This window comes from Cupriavidus sp. GW821-FHT07C08 (genome assembly GCF_059419025.1).
In genome coordinates this window covers 364,154-383,238 of the sequence record NZ_JBWKQZ010000002.1, presented here as the reverse complement: position 1 = coordinate 383,238, position 19,085 = coordinate 364,154, and the positions used below count along the sequence as shown (strand labels likewise).

The following is a 19,085-nucleotide window of genomic DNA, read 5'->3' as shown; positions in this document are numbered from 1 at the left end:
CTCTATGCCGAAGGAAACTGGCCAGCCCCGCCCGACAAACTCGTGGCGTTAGCCCATGCAGGTCTGAAGGTGTGGGCGAAGGTCGGCAATCTCCAGTTTCCGCCCGAATAGCGGTATGCGCTGTTACAGGAAATCATGCGCTACTGCGCCTGGGAATGCCTGCTCGCGTGCTGCTTCACGCAGGAGCTCCGCTTGGAGCGGATCGCGGACATGCTGGATGCCACCTATCCACGCTATGCCTGCACCCGCGCAAAACTTGCCGCGCGCCGCAACTGCTATGGCAGGCCGCGGTTCCGAACCCTCTCTTGGAAGCAATACACGCCGCGAAGCGGCGGCACGAGTGGGAGATGAGATAATTTCAGTATATAACAGCGGGTATGGCGCAAATGGACTCCCTCTGGCTCAGCAACCCGACCCAGGCTTATCGCGACTGGCAGGCGCGTGAGGCGGCCGGCGCAGATCGCCGCCCCTTCTCAGCACGCTCGATCGTCCAACATCAGGCAATGTTCGAGCATTTCCGCCGACACGTGATGACCAGGGGCTCGACCATCGCCTCATTTGGCACCGCCGATGTCGACGCGTTCTGGCAGACGACCGACGGCCGGTCGTACTCCCAGGCTACCCGCATGCGGTATGTGAAGCTGCTGGACCGCCTGTGCCGGCATCTGGTCTTCGCCGGCGTGCGGCAGGACAACCCAGCGGCCGCACTTCTCTTTGCTGAGCGCTGGCCAGACGAAGAACCCACACCCCTGTTCCTTGATGAGGCTGAGGATGCGCGGCTACAGGCCTATCTGCTATCGCCTGCCGAGGATCTGGCCGGCTTGCGCAGCCGCGCGATCGTCGCGACATTCCTCGCAACGGGTATTACAGCGGGGGAAGCGCGAGCAGCGCGTTTGAGGGATCTGATTCCGGATGCGAGCCCGCCCTATCTTTTTGTGTCGGCGCACGGCGCACGGGACGCGCACACGGTTCACCTCGCCGACTTCGCGATACCTGTATTGCGGACTTGGTGCGCGCGCCGCTCGATCCTCCCCGTCGAGGGCGACCTACTATTCACGCTCACCCCCGATGGTCGACCGATCACCGACATGAGCTTCGGTCGGATCGTGGCCACAGCACTTGCCGCAATGGGGTTCTCCGGTGCAGAGCCAAGCCCCCGCACGTTGCGCAATACCTTCTGCCGGCGCCATCTCCTGGCAGGCAGCTCACGTGATGAGGTCAGCCGCATGTTGGGGCTGGCCAGCCATCGCACTTGTGACCGAATTGCTGCGACACTGCCGGCAGCGGACGAGCCAATGCACCAAGATAGCTCGCCTGACGCGCCAGCAAAGGCCAAATAAGGAAGATCATGGATATTCCACTGGACACTGTGAAGGTCATTTACCGCCGTGCGATCGACCCAAGGGCGAGCGACGGTGAGGGTGCGGCCTGGTGGGCCGCCGTCGCGGAGGAAGTCATTGCCGTCGTCCGTGCCGAGGACACCGTGGCCGCTGCCAGCGTTATCGCATGGTGGCACCACGACTGGCATGCAGTGGGCGACTCCGCGAGAGCGGCAGCTGCACGCATCCGGCGCGCTTCCCGCGCGCTCAGGATCGGCTGATCGAGCAACCCTTGGCGCGCACACGATATCGGGCCCTCCCTCTTGCATACGCGCCTGCTTTTGCTATTCTTCGCCGGTGCGCCACCCTAAATCGCTTACAGGCGCGCATTTTTTTCTAACCAGACACGACTATGGCCACGAAAGCGAAACCCGTAGCAAAGACTGCAACGAAGACCGCAGCAAAGAAAGCTGCTCCGGCAAAGAAGGCCGCTCCGGCCAAGAAGGCTGCCGCAGCCGCCCCGGTCGCCAAGCCTCTGAAGGACACGTTCAACAAGTCGAGCCTACTCGCCCACCTGGTCACCCAGACCGAGCTGGACAAGAAGACCGTTCAGACTGTGCTGTCCCACCTCGAAAACACCATGGTGAGCGCGATCCATAAGAAGGGCGCCGGCGAATTCACCCTGCCGGGTCTGTTCAAAGTGGCGGCCATCCAGGTGCCGGCCACAAAGAAGCGGTTCGGCAAGAACCCGTTCACCGGCCAGGAACAATGGTTTGCGGCCAAGCCGGCCAGCGTCAAGGTCAAGGTGCGTCCGCTGAAGAAGCTGAAGGACGCCGCAGCGTAATCGCGACGATTCCCGCGAACAAAAAAGCCCCGACTCGCGATTTCGGGGCTTTTTTGCATTGGATCCCTACTTAGAAGGGCGAGGGCTGCGGCGTAGCAACTTGCCGCCATGCCAGCCCCGGTTGCCGGCAGGTCCTCGAAAAGCACCTCCGCAAGCGCAACGCATCGATGTCGTACTCAAGGGTTAGCCCGAGGCGATCCTTGTATGAAGTGCGCCGGGCGATTTCATCGCGCCCCATCCCCTTCAGGCATCCATACTGCGTGTAGACGTGATCAGACAACGCAAAGCACTCAGTCAGATTTCGCCATTCCTTCCACACGGGTAGGGCAAAATTTCGGAGGTGCCATCGAAGTCTCGTCGTCGCCATCCGAAAGAGATGGTCGATGACTTCGCGCTCCGTTAGCTTAGCTTGCATCTCGCTCATGCCTGTGCGGTCGTCACGGGGAAGCCAAAGCTCAAACGTCGGGTCGCCCATCACGGTAGCGATCCCGCGATGTGTTCCATGGCCTTTTCTATGCAGTCAGTCCCGGCACGCGGCAAGGGAAGGATCATCCGGCGCGACACCGTTCGTGACGGCCATTGCACGATAGCGCCTGATTTAACGTGTGCCAACGCCAATCGGTCGCATATCCCGGCGCGTTCGCGTAAGCGTCGTCGGTCGACCACAGTCGCTCGCAACGTCGTGCGTTGCCTGGCAGCGGACCTATATTGACCCGCTACACGGTGTTTGAACTGTCGGAAATGCGGCCACTCGAACGGCTAAAAGCGGTTCGCTTGACAGGGGATTCTACCGGCTACAATACGGTCCAGGTAAGCAAATTCGGCGGGGGGAAGAGAATCACTTATGCGGACAAGCTTGTCACCGGACTATCAAATTGACGCCCCGGAAACGCGTGACAGGGTGATGCATTTCCTCAATGGAATCGGGGTTCCTGCCCGATACGAAGACGGCGCAACCGGCTTCTCCGAAGGATGCTGCATCGCGCAGGGTGCGCTACATGTAGATCCTGCGTGCCGGATTTCGACAATTCTGCACGAAGCGGGGCATCTGGCCATTACACCACGGCGCTTCCGATCACTTATGAACGGAAACCTCTATGCAGGTCATCGCGAAATGCTGAAGGTCGTCGATGAGGCAGGTGTGTATCCGGACGATCCCCTCTATCGTGCAGTCATTCAATGCTCGGATCCAGAAGCCACTGCATGGGCTTGGGCAGCGGGTACCGAATTGGGGCTGCCCGGCGAAGAGATTGTTCGAGACGACGAGTACGGTGGTGATGGTGAGGCAATCCGGCTGGCGCTGCAGATGCGCGCCTACATTGGAGTACACGGACTCGCTCACGCCGGCTTTTGCGCGATTCGCGAGCGTAACGGTGTCGCTGCCTGGCCGCGCCTGCATTTCTGGACGCAAGAAGTTGGATTTCCGGAGTACGTCCCAGCTGGAGAGTAAGGGCAAGAGTTGAACTATGAAAACACCAGGCAAACCTTGTGCATCGTGTCCCTGGCGTCGCGCTGCGGGTGCGGGAGACATTCCAAACTTCGATCTCGAGCTGGCCGAAAAGCTGGCTGATACATGCCCTGACCACCGGGGCATGGGGCCGGACTTTGGAGCCAGTATCTTTGCGTGTCATCAATCCCGGCAAGGAGAGGAGTTCGCGTGCGCTGGATGGCTGGCGAAAGTCGGACACCGCCATCCCGCGGTGCGCCTGGCAGTGGTCTCCGGTCGGCTTGATCCAGCAGCACTAGAGCCTGGCGAGGACTGGCCGGAACTGCATGACAACTATCGGGAAGTGCTGGACAAGCTGCGTGCGACGTCGAATTTTGAAGACGAGGCCAAAGGAGATGAGTCGGCAGTCAAGATCGGGGGATCCAACGCCAGCGTTATTCAGCATTGCCGCCCCGTGGGATCGCCTCACTCTTCAACGGGGCAAGCAGCACGCGCGATTGACGGCACGCCTACACGAATGACGATCCAAAGTCGGAAAGTTGTGGCTTCTACAAAATCTTTGGAGAGTCAGTAGCCGTCTCAATACCCAGCGCTAACTGGTGTTGGTGTGCTCAAACGAGCGCTTACGATAGTCTCGCCGTCAACCTGAACTGGTGTTTGCCGTGAGCCGCTCGTCGCGCTTGCCCCTTTTCCTGTCAACCGCGCTGCTTCAGGACAGCCGCGCGATACCGGGAGCGCAGTAGCAGATCCGGCACCGGCGCGAGGACCTCCGCCATGAATTGAAGCTCGACGCAGGAATCGGCACCGTGTTCCCGTACCGCCCGATCAAATGCGGCCTGCGCCGCTTCCAATTGCGTCTTGACGCGGCACACGCTCAGGCGGCGGCAGCTCTGGCTCCTCGAACATCATGAGCCTCAACTGCTGTGCATGCGCGACCCAACCTCCAACAGATGCCAATGGAAGGTCGTAAGGAAGGCATCCACGCGATCAATCTCATTGCTTGGTCCCCGTCTCATCGACGACTACAACCGTGGTGGCCCACAGAAAACGACTTTGTAGTGTTTGCCCCCCTTGTGGAGCAATACGGGCTTACCGTCTTCGACTCCAGTCCTAGATGTCGCTTTCGCTTCTAACTCATCCCCCACATCCAATCCATCGCTCGCACCCATTGCTCTTATCCGTTTCGCGGTACATCGGCTTCGATCGCAGCATCGTCATCGCAAGCGCTCTTCGTTCCACTCTAGAGCCTCTAGTGCTTCCTCCCCTGCCAGCGATGGACTGAGCGTGACTTCTGCTTGCCACATATCGCCGCTGTCCCGGATGAAAATGAAACCGGAGTCGGACAGCATCTGCGCCGCAGCTGATACCTTCTTGCGCTTCAGTTCCTGCGTTTCCACGCACTCTTCGAGTAGCCGCCGCGCATGTGGCCCCATGGCGCGCAATCGCATCGCCGCCGCGTGCGCATCGGCTTCGGTCTCGTAGTGCAGGAGCATCGCTCTTTTCCTATGTTAGAGCGGCAGACCGGCGACCGAGTACAGCCGAACCGCCGAACGTGGGATGCCAAAGCGCTCAATGGAATCCTCAGTCTGGAGTGGCAGTACCATCAGCCGGTGCATGAAAGCGCCCCCGCTGGGATCGACGTGTGCAAACAGCCTCTCCACAAGTTCCCGGTTCTGCAGCGGCTCATCCACGACCACAATATCAGCACCGTTAAAATCGAACATCGGGTAGTGACCTACCGTAGCACCCCGCACCTTGCCTTCGAAATCGACCTCAACCTTCTCACTCATCAGTAGCGTCTGGCTGTCGGCATACGCAACTCGCAAGCCATCTTGTGCACGTGTTTCTTCCGTCCACTGCTTCAACGACAAGGTCTTTCCCGTTCGGCACCGACCAACGATTCCAAGAACCTTCACTGTTCCAAGACAGTCGCTCACAAGAGCTGCCACTATCGCCGGTGTCAGGATGACGTTGTTCAATTTCTTTTCCGTCTCAAACGTTATCGTTGGTCACGAAGTCCAAGAAGAACTCGAACCACAACCCTTCCTGGCCATCCGGCAGGCTCAGCGGATACTGATCCGGCTTCTCAACCACGCGCGCGCGGTAAGCCTGCTCGAATCGCTCCACATCGCTGCGCAGCTCGGCGATGAAAGCATCGAGGGTCTGTGCCATGCTTTGCTTTTCCGTTATTCAGGGTGGAAATCTTGCGAGAGCACGTCATCAACAGCCCAAGGCAACGCTTCCGGGAAGACATCGAGATCCAGGCCGGTCTCATTGCTCGCGATGCTGCGGGCCTTTGACCATACGATGTCGAGCCACGCAGCATCGCTGAACTTACCCCGCAAGCTTGGGGCTTCATTCAGCACGTAGGCAACTTCCTTGCGCTGTGTGCGAATGTTGAACTGCCAACTCTTGCTGCGGCGGGAAGGCTGAAACTGCCACTTCAGCAGGTGCGCCAGCAGCACGGACATGCGGCTTGCCAATTCGCGTTGTTCGCTCTTGCCCACGTCCTCGATCTCGTCTGCAATGTGCCGAACGTCGATGGCCGACAGCTTGCCCCCACGCAGCAGTGCGGCCTGCTCGCCTGCCCAGGCCACCACATCCTTCTCATAGGCCGTACCCATGACGGCTCCATCAAATGTGGCTTAATGCCAGGTGCACACGTGCACCACGTCAAGCGCGCTCGCTTGGCTTCCCGATCGTCTTCCTGGCGTGATTGATGACCGCATCCGGGCAATTACGCCGCCGCGTACTGTCCGGTGCTGCCAGATATGATTTCCAAGTGGACAGGGAAATCGGAAAGGCTTGCCCCTTGTTGACCAACGCCAGCGCTTCCACCTGGGTGATGCCGGCTTGCACGATCAGCGCACGCAGCTCCGCGCCGTTATCCTCTTTGACTTCGTTCATAACTTCGCGCTTAGGTGCACTTGTGCACCAAGAATAGCACACGGCTCTCCCATGCCGCCTTGGAGCCGTCCGAGCTATGAAAGCTGGGCCCCTCACCCATGGTTGCTCCAGTTTTCTGTCAGAAGAAATGGAAAAGCCGGTCCCTTTCGGAACCGGCCATGGATTGAAATAGAGAAGGCGATTACGCCCCGGCAGCAAGCGCCGTGACGTCGATCATGCCATCGGCCTCATCAACCAGCTCCGGCGTCTGGGAGATGAAGAATTCCCGTTCATATCCGCCAACCCGCAACACTTCACGCTTCATCTTCATGAAGGCGCGCTTGCGCTCCGGATCCAGCGGACCGTCCGCTTCATCAGTGAACAGCGTCTGAAAGGACTGCCGCGCGTGTTGCGCCCGATACAGGGCGATACCGCGCGTCAGGCATTCGTTGATCCACACCTTCTGGCCGCCGCTGATCACGGAAAACTCCTTCGAGCTATCGTTATCGGCATCCAGTACCGCAATCGAGAACCCCTCCCGGGCTTCCCCGCTAGCCAGCGTCGTTTGCGTCCGGATCGCGATTGTGAATCGCGGCCCATAGCAGGCGAGCAGCAAGTCATTGACGATGCCGGTAATGGCTGGCCCCGCATCATCGATCGACAACGCGATCACGCCGTCGTTGCCGAGCCCCTTGCCGAGCAGCTTCCACTGCGCGATTTCGTCGGACAGGCGTTGCACCTGCGACTCAAGCCCCGGCAAACCACCAAGCTCCCGCTCGATCCGGTCACGTTCAGTGGCCAGCGCACTTTGACGGCGGATCAATGTTTCGATCTTGCCGTCGGCCGCGCTGACCCCTTCCCGGACGCCCGCAATGTCGCGGTCGAGGTCCGCAATCAGGCCCGTCACATCGGTTACGGCCAGCGTGTCAACCTCTCGTTGCATCACAGCCAGCTGGGATTCAACATCCTGGAGATCCCGGACGAGCCGGTCCTTCCGTTCAGTCTCCTCCTGCGCCAGGGCTGCCAGGTCGCCCCGTGCCTTCCCAAGCGCAGCGGCGGCGGTGTCAAGCAACGGTCTCTGAGCCGCCAGGGCAGTCAGGCGTTGAAGCTGCTGATTGTCTCGCGCGATGTCTCGCTGCAGGGATGCCACCGCTTCACGAGCCGCCGGCAGGCGCTGCAATGCCGCGTCCATTGGCCTCAGGGCTTCCTGCTTATCCCTGTAGCTGGTACGCAGATTGGTCACCACGATAGCCTGGGCTTCGTACTGGCCTTTGGCCTCGCGGGCTTGCGCAAGCAACGGACACTGGCTGTGCATTGGGTGGCCGCTGCAAGGCACGGTATCCATGACATCGGTCTGGGCCTTGAGGGTCCGCGCCAGCTGTGCCGCCACCGAGCCGCGCTGCTCCATCCCGCGCAGCTCACTTACCAGCCCCGCATGCCGCGTCGCAAGCGCTTCGACTTCGGCCAGCTCCCGCTGCCGTTCGGCAAGTTCCGCTTGCCGACGGCCAAGGGCCATCTGCACGCCATCTTGTTGCGCGCCCGCGGCGGTGATCGCCTCGGATTGCGCAAGGGTTGCCTGGCTCGTCGCCAGGGTATGCTCAAGGTCCCGCTGCCGCGCAGTCGCCTTCGCAATCGCCGTGCGATCGTCCATGGCAAGCTGCTGGCCACGTGCCATCAACTCCCGCTTGCGCTGATGCAACTCGCGCAACCGGGCTTCAGTGCCGGCCGATGCCGCCTGCTTGGCAGCCAGCGTGGCGCGTTCCTGCTCCAGCTTGCTGCCACGGTTGAGCCGCTCCGTACGATGCGTCCGCTCAGCAGCAAGGGCCTGGTCGATCTCCTGAATCTCCCTGGTCATCGCTGCCACGGTGTCGCGCTTGCCAGACAGCACAAGTACATCCCGCTGCAGCCCATCCAGAGCACGGCTCAGCGCCTTGGCCACGTCGCCCGCTTTCGCGGACAGCTCGCGCAGGTGATCGATCCCGAGCAGCTCGGCGAGCAGCTTCTTGATCTCGGCGGGCTGGTAGCTTGCCAGCGGCCGCCGGTTCTGCGCGGAAAACACACTGGTGAAGAAGGCTTCGGCCGATCCCAGAACCGAGTCAAGGCAGCGGCCGTACGTGTCGGCCTTGCCATCGGAAACGGTGCCGTCAGACAGTTGCACCGGGCTCCAGTCGCCCGTCGCGCTCTTCTCGAACAGGTAGTACTCCGCCTTGCGGCTCTTGCCCGGGTTGCGAAACGCGAATGCCGACCGGTAAACCTTGCCGCCGTGCTCCCATTCCAGGTCCTTCTCCGCGCGCGGGGCACAGAGGTGGTCCCAGTACGAGAAAGCGTCGGCCGACATCTTCGTTGCGTGGCTCGGCATGAGCGGATACGGATGCAGGTTGTCCATGATCGTGGTCTTGCCGGCGCCGTTGGGGCCGACAATTGCAATCAGGCCAGCCGGCAGATCGGTCAGATCCACCGTAACGCTGTCCCGGTGCATGCCATCGCGGATACCGTGGAAGCCGGCGAGGGTCAGTTTCAATGGGCGCATTCGAGGACCTCCGCGCCAAAGGAGTGGAGATAGTCAGACGGGAGCTCCATGGCGCCGCCATCAAACACCGGCATCTCGGCCGCGGCCGGCACATCCTGCTCCGGCTGGCCCGCGATTGCGCGTTCGACCGAACGCACCGCCGCCGCAAACTGAACTCCGGCCATTTGCAGAAGCGCCTTCCAGTCGTCCAGGCCTGTCATGGCCCTGAGCTCCAATGCGCTCCACTGTCCGGCAAAGCCGTTCGAAAAAGACCAGATAACGTCTTGCAGCTCCTTGGACGGTGCCACGGAGTACCAGGTGTTGCCACCGTCGGTGGCAATCGCCATGACCAGTATGTGATCGCGCTTGGCAATCACTGCGCCGCGGCCGCGGCCGAACGGCTCATACATCATGCATTGCGTGAACTGGTGGTTCTCGCACAACCGCTTGGCCAGATCCGTGCGGGTCATGGCACTTTCCTCAACATGGAGCCACTTCGGACCGGCGTGATAGAGAATCATGTTGCACTCCAGGGTAGGACGGAGCGCGCCCCGGACGGGAAGCACCACGTCTGGGTAGATAGAAAAGAAATGGATACTGCTGGTCGATGCGTCAACGACGCGGGTGAAACCGGGTTTCGACAGCCACTCACGGCTGTCGGAACAGGGCTCGCATGTTCAGAGGGTTAGGCGGGTTGCCCCGCGAACAGGTCATCGGTGAGCCAGTCCATACTTGACTGGTCGGCCAGCGGCGCCGACGCGAGAACCGCCACGGGGTCCGGGCTCGGGTCGGAGCGTTCAACACCGCTTGGTGTCACTTCCGCTCGGGGATGCTCATGCGCACCAGCCTCGCGCAGTTGGGCGAGCACGCCGTCCGCGATCGACTGTGCATCGAGCGTTTCCAGCATGGTCAAACGGTCTACCAACGGGGCAGTGTCAACGCCGGTCAGCTCACCCCAGCGGGAGAGCTTTTCCGGCAGACTGGCCGCCCGGCTGATGCCTTCAGCGCGGCTACGCACGGCCGGCAAGACGCGCGTCTCGATCTTGACCTCGGCGCTTTCTCCGAACAGCGCTAGAACCGCGTCACGGTCGACCAGTTGACGATGCTCCTCGTTGACCGTCCAACGAATGCGCACGAACTTCTCAGCGGCTTCCATGGCAATGTCGGCGAGCCTTGCCATGTCCGGCGGGCCATCGAAGTCCACACACACCGTCGCGCGTGCAGGCGTGGCCACCAACGAGGCCGTGGCATGTCCGGGGGTCACCTGCCACTGCAGGTATCCCTTCTCCCCGATCTCGCCGTAGTGGAATCGCCCGATGGAGCCGGGATATGCCACTACCCTGCCCTCCCGCTCCCATTGCTGAGCGCGGTGGATATGGCCAAGCATGAAGGCGTCACACTCGGCCTCGAACAGCGCGCCAATGGTGAACTCATGGTCGAAGCCGGCCATGGGTACGCCGTGCTCGGTCTGGCAGCCGTTCACCGTGCCGTGCGACACGCCGACCGTGCGCACGCCCCATGACCGCCATTGGCGATTGATAGCGCCAGCCGCGGCCAGGTAGTGGGCAAGCTGGTCGCCCACCGCCGTCGCTGCGTTGGCCACGCCGGCGGCAGCAGCCAGTACCGCCTTGTTGACGGTCGGCACGCAGGTGAAGACCACTTCGGGCATGCCGTGCTGGGCCATCAGCACGTCGATTTCCGCGGGCGAGAAAACCGGGCCGTCCGACGGTACAAACTGCCCCGCGCACAGCGCGACCTGATGGATGCGATCGGCTACGTATACGGGATGGTGCGCACCGATGAGTCGGAACAGGTCCAGCGTGCCCGGTGGCTCATGACTGTAAGTGCCCTGCAGGAGCAGGACGGGCATGTGGGCCGACAGCCGGTGAATCTGCCGTGCGAGCGCGGACAACGCTGGCGTGTGCGCGTCAAGACGATGATCGGTGGAATCTCCCGACACGACCCCGACGTGGCAGCCCGACGCAATCGCATCGTCGACCGCAAAGCCAAAGCAATGGTCCGCCTCGGCCAGATGGCTGGGCGAGTAGTGCAGGTCTGAGAAATGACCCAGACGCAGGCTTTCGCCTTCGTTGAGCATGGAACCTCCTATGGATAGGGAATGTGCCGCCGGATTGGCCAGCGAAGCGAAAGGAAGCATGGACACCATCGGGCGTCCATAAGTCGAGCCGGCACGCAGGCCAGGCTCAGGGAGAGATCTCGGCGGCGATAGCCTTCACCTGCTCGCGGTATGCGACCGGGTTATTCGCCAACGCAATGCGCATGTCGTTCACCACCTGCCGAACCGCTTCGGGCCGCTTCGTCCATCCGGCGCCAAAGCTGTTCTGCAGAAATACACGCAGATCCATGCGATCCTGCTCGTTGCCGAAGCCGAGGCGCCCGGCGAGCTCGTTGAACTCCGCGGCCAGGTCTTCATCGGCCGCGTGCTGGGCCTGCGCGTCGGGCAACGCACGCTCATCCTCTGGCGGAGAATCGCCTGAAGACTCACGCTGCTGCGACACTTCCGGTGTGCCCTCGAGCGCTGCGATCGCGTGTTGCGCGGCTTCGACATGCGCGAGCTCCGGCCGATCGGAGCCGTCAAGCAGCCCGGCCAGATCGAGATCCGCATCGAGGGTGATGAGCCACTGCATCTGCCGAACCGGCTTGCCGGATTCAGGCTCGATCCGGCTGATCTCGACCTCCTGCTTGCTCAGAAAGAACTGGACCCCGACCAGACGCCCACGTGCCAGCGCGACAGTCTGCATGGCCGCGTGCGCCTTCTGCAGGACATAAATTGACGTTGTCGGCAATTCGATCAAGCCCAGGCCCCGAGTGCTCGGAACTGCGAACAAGAACGAGGCAGACAGATTGCAGAAGCCTTGTTGGTACTGCGGGCAGCTGTGTGGATCGCACCGGCCGTCCGGGATAGCATCGTCCTGACGGAGGATGACAGGTCGACCACCCCACACGCGCTTCGCACGATTGGCTCGCGCATCGCGTTGCACCAGCGCGTAGGTCTTGCAGTAGCGCAAGCCGTCCGGTCCGTACTCCGAAAAGAACTGCCTGCCGCTGGCCGTGTACGTCACCAGCTCATTTGGCATGTTGCGCAGCCAGTCATCGAAGGCGAACACCACGGGGAAGCGCCATAGCTTCAGGCCATTGCCATCGCCGCGGTCTTCGCCGTAGCGCTGTAGGATGTCGTCGGCTACGGCAGGATTCGCGAAGTCCGATCCTCGACAGGTAAACCATGGCACGTTCTTCGGCACGAGGGCGTTGCGCAATTGGGTCTTGCGCTCGATCTGGATGCCGATCGACTCAAATGAATGCCCTTGGGCAAGCATCGCGTCATGGATTCGCACGGCTTCGGGATTCTCCCGGGCCTTGCGAGTCAGGACTTTGATTCCCGGCCGGATCTTGCCGATGATAGGCGGCCGCATGGGCCGCTCTTCTAGAAGGCTTCTCGGTCCGTCGAAGCCGCTGTAGGTAATGGGTGCATGCATGCGTTCATTCTCCTTTCTGAGAGAAATCGAACGACGTTCGCCCGGATGGACGCACCATGCTCCCGTAGGCGCAAGGCTGTGTCTGCCCCGCGCTGGGTCGTTACGGTGGAAAGGAAGGCCGCACGAGCGGCTTCCGGAAGACTTGCGACGTGTGCCGCCTCACAAAGGTTGCGCCAGGCTGCCGGCATGTCCTTGTACATCGGACGCCGACGAACCAGCATTGCCGCGATGGCGGCGGAAATCTCGGAATCGTGGTGCATGACATCTCCCCGAAACAGGCTTCTCACAAACAAAGAAAGCCCGCGTCCCGGATGCGCCGGAGAGCGAGCTTTGTTCGAGAGACCTGCATGCCACGCCCCTTCCGGGGGCGTGGCACTCAGGGAGCAGCGTGCTAATCGCCCGCCGCTCATGCTGAGGACGTAAAGTCGTCCTCGTGCAGCATGGTCACGCTGCACAACAACCCATTTCGCGAACCCACAGGTTCGGCCGCAGGTTCACGGATCGGCTCGACGTCAGCCGTTCTGCCTAGGAGGGGCCTGGAGAGAGACGCCACATGGTCCCAGGCTCGAACGGTGTCCAGCGTGCACTTATGAAGAGGCACAGCGAAAGACGCGTATTACGAGCTGATGAGGGAAGTGTTCGGCGAAAACACTTATCACAAGGAATATCCACACCGGTAGCCAGCCGGTCGGCGCGTGCGCAAATGGCACGACTTGGAGCAGAAGATGGACTCGCCAGGAGTCAGGGTCGATGCGTCAGTGACGCGAGGTGTGAGTGAATTGTGGCACATCAGCACCCGGAAAAAAGTCAGAAAGCTCGCCAATTATGTGTCGCTTTCTCCAGGCATCTGTGCAGCGTTGTGTCTCAGAATGCCTGCTGAGAGAGATCCCACCACATGGAACATGGCCGAACCTTCCCATCATCTGCCCGATGGCGAGCCGCATCCTATACCGCTGATATCGTCGCGGGACGCGCCTTCTGACACCACCGCATCCGACGCCGGACCCAAGCCCATCCGGCGGATGCTCAGCGAGGGACGCGTCGCAAAGATCGTTCCTCAAACGGACAGCGGCACAGAAGTGTCCTACTGCACCGACTTCGTACGGAACTTCCTGCGCAGCGACTACAACTTCATCACGTCGAAGTTCTCGGTGGCCAGCAAAGGCAAGATCCTCGCCCTGGACGAGGCCTTCCGAGCGGCGCAGGAATGGATGGACGCGAGGCTGCAATGGATTGAGCGGCAGCCAAGGCGCCATCTCAGCCTTAGATTCGACCAACGGCAGCTCGTGGTGACACACTCGCTAGCCGGACGGCTGATCCGACTGCTTAACCAGCACGACAGACTCTTCCACCGTGCGCTCGGGGCATACATGGCCCAGTCTATTACCGACGCTGAGAAGGACGAGGCGATTTTTGGCGCTGCCAGACAAATCCGTGCGATCCACCGGCTTTGCATCCCCGACAACGACTGCTTCTCCCCCGACGGAAAGCTGATCGATCAAGCCTGAAACCTGAAAGACAGTATGGACATCAACGAAATCGAACGCCTGCACGCGCACTATGCGGAGCCGCCCGTCACGATCGAACTGGCCCCGTCCGGTGCCGCCAGCCTTAGCGCCTCGTCGGCGCTGCCCCCAACTCACACGCCGTCCGGGAACGAGGCAGTGCCTGCCTGGGCGCGTATCAAGCCGATCCATTGGCGGGGCCTTGGCATTGTGCTGATTGCCGTTCTCGCCTTCGGCGGAGGTCGATGGCTCGCGTCGGGCGACACGCACAAGCGCCCCGAGTCGTCGACGGCTGCCGCTTTGCCAGCGGCCATTGGACCAGCCGAAGATGGCGGCCACGAATGGCCCGCGTCGCAGCCAAGCGTCGCGCAGCCAGCCGCTGCTGAGCCCACGCCTGTCCCCTCGCCGTCAGCTGCGCCGGCCGTGTCCGCGCCCGCGCCTGCGGCGAGCTCAGCAGCCGCTGCCGAGAACCGGGCGAAGCCCCAAGCGCCCAAGGCGCAAGTCCCGAAGCAGAACATGGCTGCGCCGGCGCCCACCAGGCTGCAACCGGCCTCCCCCCCACAGACCGCGCAGGTAACCCCGGCATCCAGCCGCGGAAACGAGATCAAACTGTTCTGATTCCCGACATGACCCAGCAAAGAACCTTCAGTTTGATTCAGGCAGGACTCAGTATCCACGGGCACGTGGCCTGCGATCACGGCGTTAGCTGCTTTGGCCTGGTCGATGGCGATTTGCGTTCATCCCGAGGCTTGGTCCATATCGGTGCGGAAGGGCTGATTCGCGGCACCGTTGAAGGCGATCACGTGCTGATCGATGGCACCGTCGAGGGAGATGTGGCGGCCCGGATTTCCTTGCATATCAATGGCCGCGTGAAAGGCCGGATTGCCTATGCCGGTACCATCCGGCTTGGTAGCTCTGCAGCCCTGGAGGGGACTATCTCGCGGATTCCCGCTCTCACCTATGGCGACGGTCCGGAGGCGACAATCACAGCCGCCGCGCCGACGGCGGAGGCCGAGCCGGCGGTAAAAGTATGAGCATGCTCAAAGCAATTTTCCGGAAAGCTCGCACATAAACGGCGTCTTTCTGCCAAAACCGGTAAAGAACAAGGGCCCGACACGCAGACGCGTTGGGCCCTTTCCTTTCTCATTCGCGCAGTTCTCGCATGCTCACCATCTCTTCGATAGTAAAGAGATTTCGGACCGTGATCCACGGTCCCCGGTAGCCTGGCTCGTCAATGAAGGCCACAAGCGGCACGCGGCCGTCAATGATGCATTGAAACGTCCTGGCGCCATGCGCCGAGTCTTCGATCGCGTATTGCTTGCCGTGGCGCAATTCGAACGCGACATTGCCTTGCGGCAATCGCATGCCCGCCACCGCAGATTGCACCGGCATTGCAACAATCGGGAGCCAGTCGTCAAACGGCAAGAAATTTCCGTTGCGGACAACTGAAAACCACTCGTCGACACGCAGCGCCATGCCATGCTTCGGCAGGCGGTCGACGTCCATCACAAGAAGCTGGGGCTCCAAAGCTCGCTCTTCTGGCGTCCCATGCCGGCAACACGCGCGCCGCCTTTGGCAACGGTCCAGCCGCTCACTGCGACTGGCACCTGCCGTTGTTTCGGCTACGCGAATAGTCCGACCACATGCTTCGGATTGGGCAATGCTTGCTGACATAGGAATCCAAAAAAGAAAAGCGCCGGGGCTGGAGCCTGCTACGACCACTTCGGTATCCACCATCGGCACGTCTGTGGCTCGCTTGAGGGGTTACATGAGTTGACAGCTCAGTAGTGACTTCGTTCCGCAGATAGTGCCCCGGCCGTAGCCAGGGCTTGGGTCAAACGATGACCTCTACGCATTCACCGAAAGGTGGTGCGGCGATGCGATCCAACGGCGTGACTGAAGCCCAGAGGGCTGGATAGGCAGGCGCCGCGGCAGGGAATGGACCGTACAGGTCGGTGAGGTAGACAAGGAAAGCGGGCTCGATGCCCTCCTGCTCCAGCCATACGAATGGCGGCTTAAAGCTGGTCCCCCCGCCGCCCTTCAACGGCCGGAGATCAACCACCTCGTCACGCTCGAAGATCTGGACCTGCGTGACCCGCGTATCGCAATCGATAACGATGAGCCGGGCCGGCTGCAGGTGTTGGTGCACCGCAATAATCTCCGCCGCAAACTGCCGCTGCGTCTCGTCAAACACCGAGCCGCTGGAGTCTCTGACGAACACCGCGTCTCCGACCGCTTCCGAGTACAACGACGGCAGGTAGAGACCCAGATGCGCATAGCGACGGTTGGGCACCTTCCAGCTGTAGTCTGACCTGGCCGCCTGGGCGGCGAAGCGGTGCAGCACCGCTCGCCAATCGACGGACGGACGTAGCGCGGCTTCCACCAGGTGCTCAAGGTCGCCAGGCAACGCGCCGCGCATCTTGGCCGCTTTCGCAGCCTGATTCACAGCTACGCGCCATTCGCCCTCTACCGCCGGCCGGTCGGCGCCCGTGTATTGCCGCACCTCGCCACATCCTGTCGACGGTGGTGCTGGCTGCTGGCCACTGGCTTGCGGTGACGGTTCAGTTCCCGAGCCGCTGCCAGCCTCGGCATCCGGCTGCTGCGACGATTCTTCCTGTCGCAGCATCGCGTAGATTTCCTCCGCCGACTTGCCCAGGTATCGCCCATCCAGCAAGACGCCCTGAGGCAGCTTGAACTGGGCGTTGAGCACCAGCGGGTTCACCGCGTAGTCACACGCGCGGTTCCACCGCTCCTGATCCCGCGCCCCCATGCGCCAACAATGGCCATTGGCCACGTGGAGCACTTCGTGCGCGAGGACGCCCCGCAGCTCGAGGTCATCCAGGGACGCGACATACGCTGGGTTGTAGCCCAGGCGCACGCCATCGACCCACAGGCTCTGGCAGGCAGGATCCTCAACGAGGGCCAGACGCAGGGCCAGCGCACCGAAGAACGGTTGCGATAGCACCAGCGCCGCGCGTTGCTTCACGATTCGCGCATGCATGGCAACCTCACGCAGCAAGCAATTGCAGCATGGGCATGTCGCTCTGCTCGCGCGTCATCGCCGGCGGCGGGCCACCCATGAATGCGGCCATCTGCGCTTCGATTTCCATCGCGCGCTCAGCCACATTCAGCCGCAGCAGCGGGTCATCCTTCAGCTGCGCTCCGGTGTAGCAGGCAAGCTGGTCCTGGGTCGTGGCGAGGAGGTCCGCGAGCACGGGGTCTTCGGAGAAGTTCAGCTTCGGCAGTAGCGTGCTCAGCTCGCGCACCTTGTCGGCCACGTCAAGCCGCACGTTGCCCTCCCCGTACAGGCGGTTGGCGAAGTGTTGCACGGCCTCATACAGACGGCCGACCAGGTCATTGTTGGCCGTTTTCACAGCTCCCATGACCCGCGCATCCATCTCATCGCGGATGCCTTGCAGCACGTCGGGAGGCAGATCGATGCCGAACTGGCTAGCATCGGGGAAAGGCAGCACGGAGAAGCGGATACCGAACTTCTTGCGCAGCTCTGCCTCGGTCGGATAATCCGCCTCGTCGAAGAGACCGTTGAGCGCGACGCGCGCTTCGTCCTTCAGACGAGGATAGTCGGCCAGAAACTGTGCCTTGGCGCCGTCAAACTCGTCCCGCAGGGCACGCAGCTTCTCCGCGACCTCCATATAGACAGTTGTCGGCAGCAGACGCACGCCCAGCTGATCGTAGTCCAGTGAGTGGCTATCGAACAGCGAGCGTGCACGATTGCCGATGGCGCAGACCTCCTTGTAGGACGTTGCACCGTCGGTCAGTAGCCGCTTGTTGAAGCGACCAATGTCCTTGGCCTCGTGCTTAGCCTCCACCTCCTGCGTGGCACGGGTGTCGAAACGACGCGCGCGCCAGAGCGAGATGTTGAGGGTCGAGAGCATGACGCGAGACGTCAGATTGGTAATGTTCATGATGAATCCTCACTGGGATGTGCCGCAAAGCGGCAGCGAAAAGAAAAGGCCGACTCGGGAAGACCCGAGCCGGCCGGCAGATGTGGTGCTGTTGCAGAAATGCGGCTTTACTGGCCGCGGATGTGAGCCCCGATCGGGCCGCCCTGCGCCACGATGAATGCAGGGGTACTGGCGATCGACGCATCGCGCTCCACGGCGTCCCGCACAAGGAGCACGGCAAACTCGCCGAGCCCCGCTTCGTGGAGCCGATTCGCATAGACCATCACGCGATCGAAGTTGTTGGCGTTGGCCAGGCGCGCGAGCGCCGTGGCAATGCCGTACTGCACCGCGATATCGGTCGGGATCGGTGCGGTAGCGGGCGCCGCGAGCACGCCATCCGGAGACGGCATCTCGCGGAAGAGGCGCTTGAACGAGACAAACTCCGTTGCAGCACCCTCCCCGACCGCGCCGGCGAAGGCCACGTGCTCGAGCTCGGCAGGGACCACCTTCGACAGCTTGCCGACCATTCCCCAGCTTCGGGGGCTGGGAAGGTTCTCGATTTCGCGAGTCCTGTTCTCAGACAGCAGCAAATCGGGCTTGAAGCGTAAGAACGCGATCAGCTCCGGCGGTTGGTTCGTTGCCACCGCCCAGCGCGTCCAGTCCTCGACCGAAGTCGTCAGTTCCACGATGGTCGCGAAGCGTGACTTCAGCGGATCCAGGATGTTTGAAACGCCGGCATTGTCGACGCGGCGATTGGTCGCTGCAACGAAGGTGACATACGGCGGCAAAGCATGCTCGCCGATCCGGCGGGCCAGCAGCAGTTGCATCTTGGCGGCCTGAACGGCAGGCGTGGCCTGGCCCAGGTCGTCGATAAACCAGACCAGCGGACGCCTGGCACCCAGCGCGCGCTCCAGATCCCCGAAGGGCAGGAAGCGTGCGTGGGCGCCGTCCGATGACGGGAAGGGCAAGCCCTTCGAATCGGTCGGATCTTCGACTACGGGGTGGGAGATAAGCAGGTCGTGTCCAGCATCCATAGCGGCCCCGGCGACAATATCGCTCTTGCCGATGCCGGGAGCGCCCGTGACGAGGACCGGCAACGTGGCCGGAATGCAGGCGGCGAGCAGCTTTTGCAGTTGGGGGGGATTCAGTTCCATGGGATTCCTTACGGAGATC

The 19,085-nt window shown here is 61.9% G+C and carries 22 protein-coding genes; 8 read left to right on the top strand and 14 right to left on the bottom strand.

The features are described 5' to 3' along the window. The first annotated feature begins 377 nt into the window (after nucleotides 1-377). The 5 genes from AC07UK_RS04980 (at nucleotide 378) to AC07UK_RS04960 (ending at nucleotide 4,184) form a co-directional block, all read left to right on the top strand. Nucleotides 378-1,340 (top strand): tyrosine-type recombinase/integrase, encoded by a 963-nt coding sequence (locus AC07UK_RS04980; RefSeq protein ID WP_070940836.1) that lies wholly within the window; start codon nucleotides 378-380, stop codon nucleotides 1,338-1,340. A gap of 8 nt (nucleotides 1,341-1,348) precedes the next feature. Next, nucleotides 1,349-1,600 (top strand): hypothetical protein, encoded by a 252-nt coding sequence (locus AC07UK_RS04975; protein WP_058698128.1) that lies wholly within the window; start codon nucleotides 1,349-1,351, stop codon nucleotides 1,598-1,600. A gap of 131 nt (nucleotides 1,601-1,731) precedes the next feature. Next, nucleotides 1,732-2,163, top strand: a complete 432-nt coding sequence (locus AC07UK_RS04970) for an HU family DNA-binding protein (protein WP_058698129.1) — start codon at nucleotides 1,732-1,734, stop codon at nucleotides 2,161-2,163. An 844-nt stretch (nucleotides 2,164-3,007) separates the two neighbouring features. Next, on the top strand, nucleotides 3,008-3,613 hold the full coding sequence (locus AC07UK_RS04965; protein WP_201025223.1) for a hypothetical protein: 606 nt from the start codon (nucleotides 3,008-3,010) through the stop codon (nucleotides 3,611-3,613). 16 nt (nucleotides 3,614-3,629) lie between these two features. After that, the gene (locus AC07UK_RS04960; protein WP_143010729.1) at nucleotides 3,630-4,184 is read left to right on the top strand and encodes a DUF6283 family protein; all 555 of its coding nucleotides are present in this window, start codon (nucleotides 3,630-3,632) and stop codon (nucleotides 4,182-4,184) included. 640 nt (nucleotides 4,185-4,824) lie between these two features. On the opposite strand, the gene AC07UK_RS04955 is transcribed toward AC07UK_RS04960, so the two are convergent. From AC07UK_RS04955 to AC07UK_RS04910, 10 genes are all read right to left on the bottom strand, one after another. Next, nucleotides 4,825-5,103, bottom strand: coding sequence for a hypothetical protein (locus AC07UK_RS04955; protein ID WP_058698133.1), 279 nt, complete (start codon nucleotides 5,101-5,103; stop codon nucleotides 4,825-4,827). 15 nt (nucleotides 5,104-5,118) lie between these two features. Continuing rightward, nucleotides 5,119-5,589: a hypothetical protein gene (locus AC07UK_RS04950; RefSeq protein WP_081050300.1), complete on the bottom strand. Its 471-nt coding sequence runs from the start codon at nucleotides 5,587-5,589 to the stop codon at nucleotides 5,119-5,121. Between the two features lie 13 nt (nucleotides 5,590-5,602). After that, complete coding sequence (locus tag AC07UK_RS04945; protein WP_058698135.1) at nucleotides 5,603-5,782, bottom strand: hypothetical protein; 180 nt, start codon at nucleotides 5,780-5,782, stop codon at nucleotides 5,603-5,605. Nucleotides 5,783-5,796: 14 nt separating this feature from the next. Then, nucleotides 5,797-6,234: a DUF29 domain-containing protein gene (locus tag AC07UK_RS04940; RefSeq protein ID WP_058698136.1), complete on the bottom strand. Its 438-nt coding sequence runs from the start codon at nucleotides 6,232-6,234 to the stop codon at nucleotides 5,797-5,799. Between the two features lie 49 nt (nucleotides 6,235-6,283). Further along, nucleotides 6,284-6,517 (bottom strand): hypothetical protein, encoded by a 234-nt coding sequence (locus AC07UK_RS04935; protein WP_058698137.1) that lies wholly within the window; start codon nucleotides 6,515-6,517, stop codon nucleotides 6,284-6,286. A gap of 181 nt (nucleotides 6,518-6,698) precedes the next feature. Next, nucleotides 6,699-9,026 (bottom strand): AAA family ATPase, encoded by a 2,328-nt coding sequence (locus AC07UK_RS04930; protein ID WP_058698138.1) that lies wholly within the window; start codon nucleotides 9,024-9,026, stop codon nucleotides 6,699-6,701. Beyond that, nucleotides 9,014-9,526: a hypothetical protein gene (locus AC07UK_RS04925; protein ID WP_058698139.1), complete on the bottom strand. Its 513-nt coding sequence runs from the start codon at nucleotides 9,524-9,526 to the stop codon at nucleotides 9,014-9,016. The genes AC07UK_RS04930 and AC07UK_RS04925 overlap by 13 nt, the downstream gene beginning before the upstream one ends. Before the next feature lie 164 nt (nucleotides 9,527-9,690). Further along, nucleotides 9,691-11,103 (bottom strand): metallophosphoesterase family protein, encoded by a 1,413-nt coding sequence (locus AC07UK_RS04920; RefSeq protein ID WP_058698140.1) that lies wholly within the window; start codon nucleotides 11,101-11,103, stop codon nucleotides 9,691-9,693. Nucleotides 11,104-11,209: 106 nt separating this feature from the next. After that, nucleotides 11,210-12,502: a recombination directionality factor gene (locus AC07UK_RS04915; RefSeq protein ID WP_058698141.1), complete on the bottom strand. Its 1,293-nt coding sequence runs from the start codon at nucleotides 12,500-12,502 to the stop codon at nucleotides 11,210-11,212. Beyond that, the gene (locus AC07UK_RS04910; protein ID WP_442875270.1) at nucleotides 12,451-12,690 is read right to left on the bottom strand and encodes a DUF7696 family protein; all 240 of its coding nucleotides are present in this window, start codon (nucleotides 12,688-12,690) and stop codon (nucleotides 12,451-12,453) included. The genes AC07UK_RS04915 and AC07UK_RS04910 overlap by 52 nt, the downstream gene beginning before the upstream one ends. 714 nt (nucleotides 12,691-13,404) lie before the next feature. Between AC07UK_RS04910 and AC07UK_RS04905 the strand changes: the two genes are divergently transcribed. The 3 genes from AC07UK_RS04905 to AC07UK_RS04895 are packed head-to-tail and all read left to right on the top strand — an operon-like array spanning nucleotide 13,405 to nucleotide 15,041. After that, entirely contained in the window at nucleotides 13,405-14,010 is a 606-nt protein-coding gene (locus AC07UK_RS04905; protein ID WP_143010730.1) for a hypothetical protein, read from the top strand. Nucleotides 14,011-14,025: 15 nt separating this feature from the next. Next, a complete protein-coding gene (locus AC07UK_RS04900) occupies nucleotides 14,026-14,625 on the top strand; it encodes a hypothetical protein (protein ID WP_058698143.1) in 600 nt (199 codons plus the stop codon). A gap of 8 nt (nucleotides 14,626-14,633) precedes the next feature. After that, nucleotides 14,634-15,041 carry a bactofilin family protein gene (locus tag AC07UK_RS04895; RefSeq protein ID WP_058698144.1) on the top strand — a complete coding sequence of 136 codons (408 nt, stop codon included), beginning with the start codon at nucleotides 14,634-14,636 and terminating at the stop codon, nucleotides 15,039-15,041. 109 nt (nucleotides 15,042-15,150) lie between these two features. On the opposite strand, the gene AC07UK_RS04890 is transcribed toward AC07UK_RS04895, so the two are convergent. From AC07UK_RS04890 to AC07UK_RS04875, 4 genes are all read right to left on the bottom strand, one after another. After that, on the bottom strand, nucleotides 15,151-15,513 hold the full coding sequence (locus AC07UK_RS04890) for a hypothetical protein (protein WP_058698145.1): 363 nt from the start codon (nucleotides 15,511-15,513) through the stop codon (nucleotides 15,151-15,153). Between the two features lie 328 nt (nucleotides 15,514-15,841). Beyond that, complete coding sequence (locus tag AC07UK_RS04885; RefSeq protein ID WP_058698250.1) at nucleotides 15,842-17,008, bottom strand: vWA domain-containing protein; 1,167 nt, start codon at nucleotides 17,006-17,008, stop codon at nucleotides 15,842-15,844. A 7-nt stretch (nucleotides 17,009-17,015) separates the two neighbouring features. Further along, on the bottom strand, nucleotides 17,016-17,933 hold the full coding sequence (locus AC07UK_RS04880) for a DUF3150 domain-containing protein (protein WP_058698146.1): 918 nt from the start codon (nucleotides 17,931-17,933) through the stop codon (nucleotides 17,016-17,018). 107 nt (nucleotides 17,934-18,040) lie between these two features. Then, nucleotides 18,041-19,066, bottom strand: a complete 1,026-nt coding sequence (locus AC07UK_RS04875; protein WP_058698147.1) for an ATP-binding protein — start codon at nucleotides 19,064-19,066, stop codon at nucleotides 18,041-18,043. Nucleotides 19,067-19,085: the final 19 nt, after the last annotated feature.

Bases quoted from the DNA above. Each gene is read 5' to 3' on its own strand.
- AC07UK_RS04980 (WP_070940836.1), top strand. From the start codon at position 378: ATGGCGCAAATGGACTCCCTCTGGCTCAGCAACCCGACCCAGGCTTAT.
- AC07UK_RS04975 (WP_058698128.1), top strand. From the start codon at position 1,349: ATGGATATTCCACTGGACACTGTGAAGGTCATTTACCGCCGTGCGATC.
- AC07UK_RS04970 (WP_058698129.1), top strand. From the start codon at position 1,732: ATGGCCACGAAAGCGAAACCCGTAGCAAAGACTGCAACGAAGACCGCA.
- AC07UK_RS04965 (WP_201025223.1), top strand. From the start codon at position 3,008: ATGCGGACAAGCTTGTCACCGGACTATCAAATTGACGCCCCGGAAACG.
- AC07UK_RS04960 (WP_143010729.1), top strand. From the start codon at position 3,630: ATGAAAACACCAGGCAAACCTTGTGCATCGTGTCCCTGGCGTCGCGCT.
- AC07UK_RS04955 (WP_058698133.1), bottom strand. From the start codon at position 5,103: ATGCTCCTGCACTACGAGACCGAAGCCGATGCGCACGCGGCGGCGATG.
- AC07UK_RS04945 (WP_058698135.1), bottom strand. From the start codon at position 5,782: ATGGCACAGACCCTCGATGCTTTCATCGCCGAGCTGCGCAGCGATGTG.
- AC07UK_RS04940 (WP_058698136.1), bottom strand. From the start codon at position 6,234: ATGGGTACGGCCTATGAGAAGGATGTGGTGGCCTGGGCAGGCGAGCAG.
- AC07UK_RS04935 (WP_058698137.1), bottom strand. From the start codon at position 6,517: ATGAACGAAGTCAAAGAGGATAACGGCGCGGAGCTGCGTGCGCTGATC.
- AC07UK_RS04930 (WP_058698138.1), bottom strand. From the start codon at position 9,026: ATGCGCCCATTGAAACTGACCCTCGCCGGCTTCCACGGTATCCGCGAT.
- AC07UK_RS04925 (WP_058698139.1), bottom strand. From the start codon at position 9,526: ATGATTCTCTATCACGCCGGTCCGAAGTGGCTCCATGTTGAGGAAAGT.
- AC07UK_RS04920 (WP_058698140.1), bottom strand. From the start codon at position 11,103: ATGCTCAACGAAGGCGAAAGCCTGCGTCTGGGTCATTTCTCAGACCTG.
- AC07UK_RS04915 (WP_058698141.1), bottom strand. From the start codon at position 12,502: ATGCATGCACCCATTACCTACAGCGGCTTCGACGGACCGAGAAGCCTT.
- AC07UK_RS04910 (WP_442875270.1), bottom strand. From the start codon at position 12,690: ATGCCGGCAGCCTGGCGCAACCTTTGTGAGGCGGCACACGTCGCAAGT.
- AC07UK_RS04905 (WP_143010730.1), top strand. From the start codon at position 13,405: ATGGCCGAACCTTCCCATCATCTGCCCGATGGCGAGCCGCATCCTATA.
- AC07UK_RS04900 (WP_058698143.1), top strand. From the start codon at position 14,026: ATGGACATCAACGAAATCGAACGCCTGCACGCGCACTATGCGGAGCCG.
- AC07UK_RS04895 (WP_058698144.1), top strand. From the start codon at position 14,634: ATGACCCAGCAAAGAACCTTCAGTTTGATTCAGGCAGGACTCAGTATC.
- AC07UK_RS04890 (WP_058698145.1), bottom strand. From the start codon at position 15,513: ATGGACGTCGACCGCCTGCCGAAGCATGGCATGGCGCTGCGTGTCGAC.
- AC07UK_RS04885 (WP_058698250.1), bottom strand. From the start codon at position 17,008: ATGCATGCGCGAATCGTGAAGCAACGCGCGGCGCTGGTGCTATCGCAA.
- AC07UK_RS04880 (WP_058698146.1), bottom strand. From the start codon at position 17,933: ATGAACATTACCAATCTGACGTCTCGCGTCATGCTCTCGACCCTCAAC.
- AC07UK_RS04875 (WP_058698147.1), bottom strand. From the start codon at position 19,066: ATGGAACTGAATCCCCCCCAACTGCAAAAGCTGCTCGCCGCCTGCATT.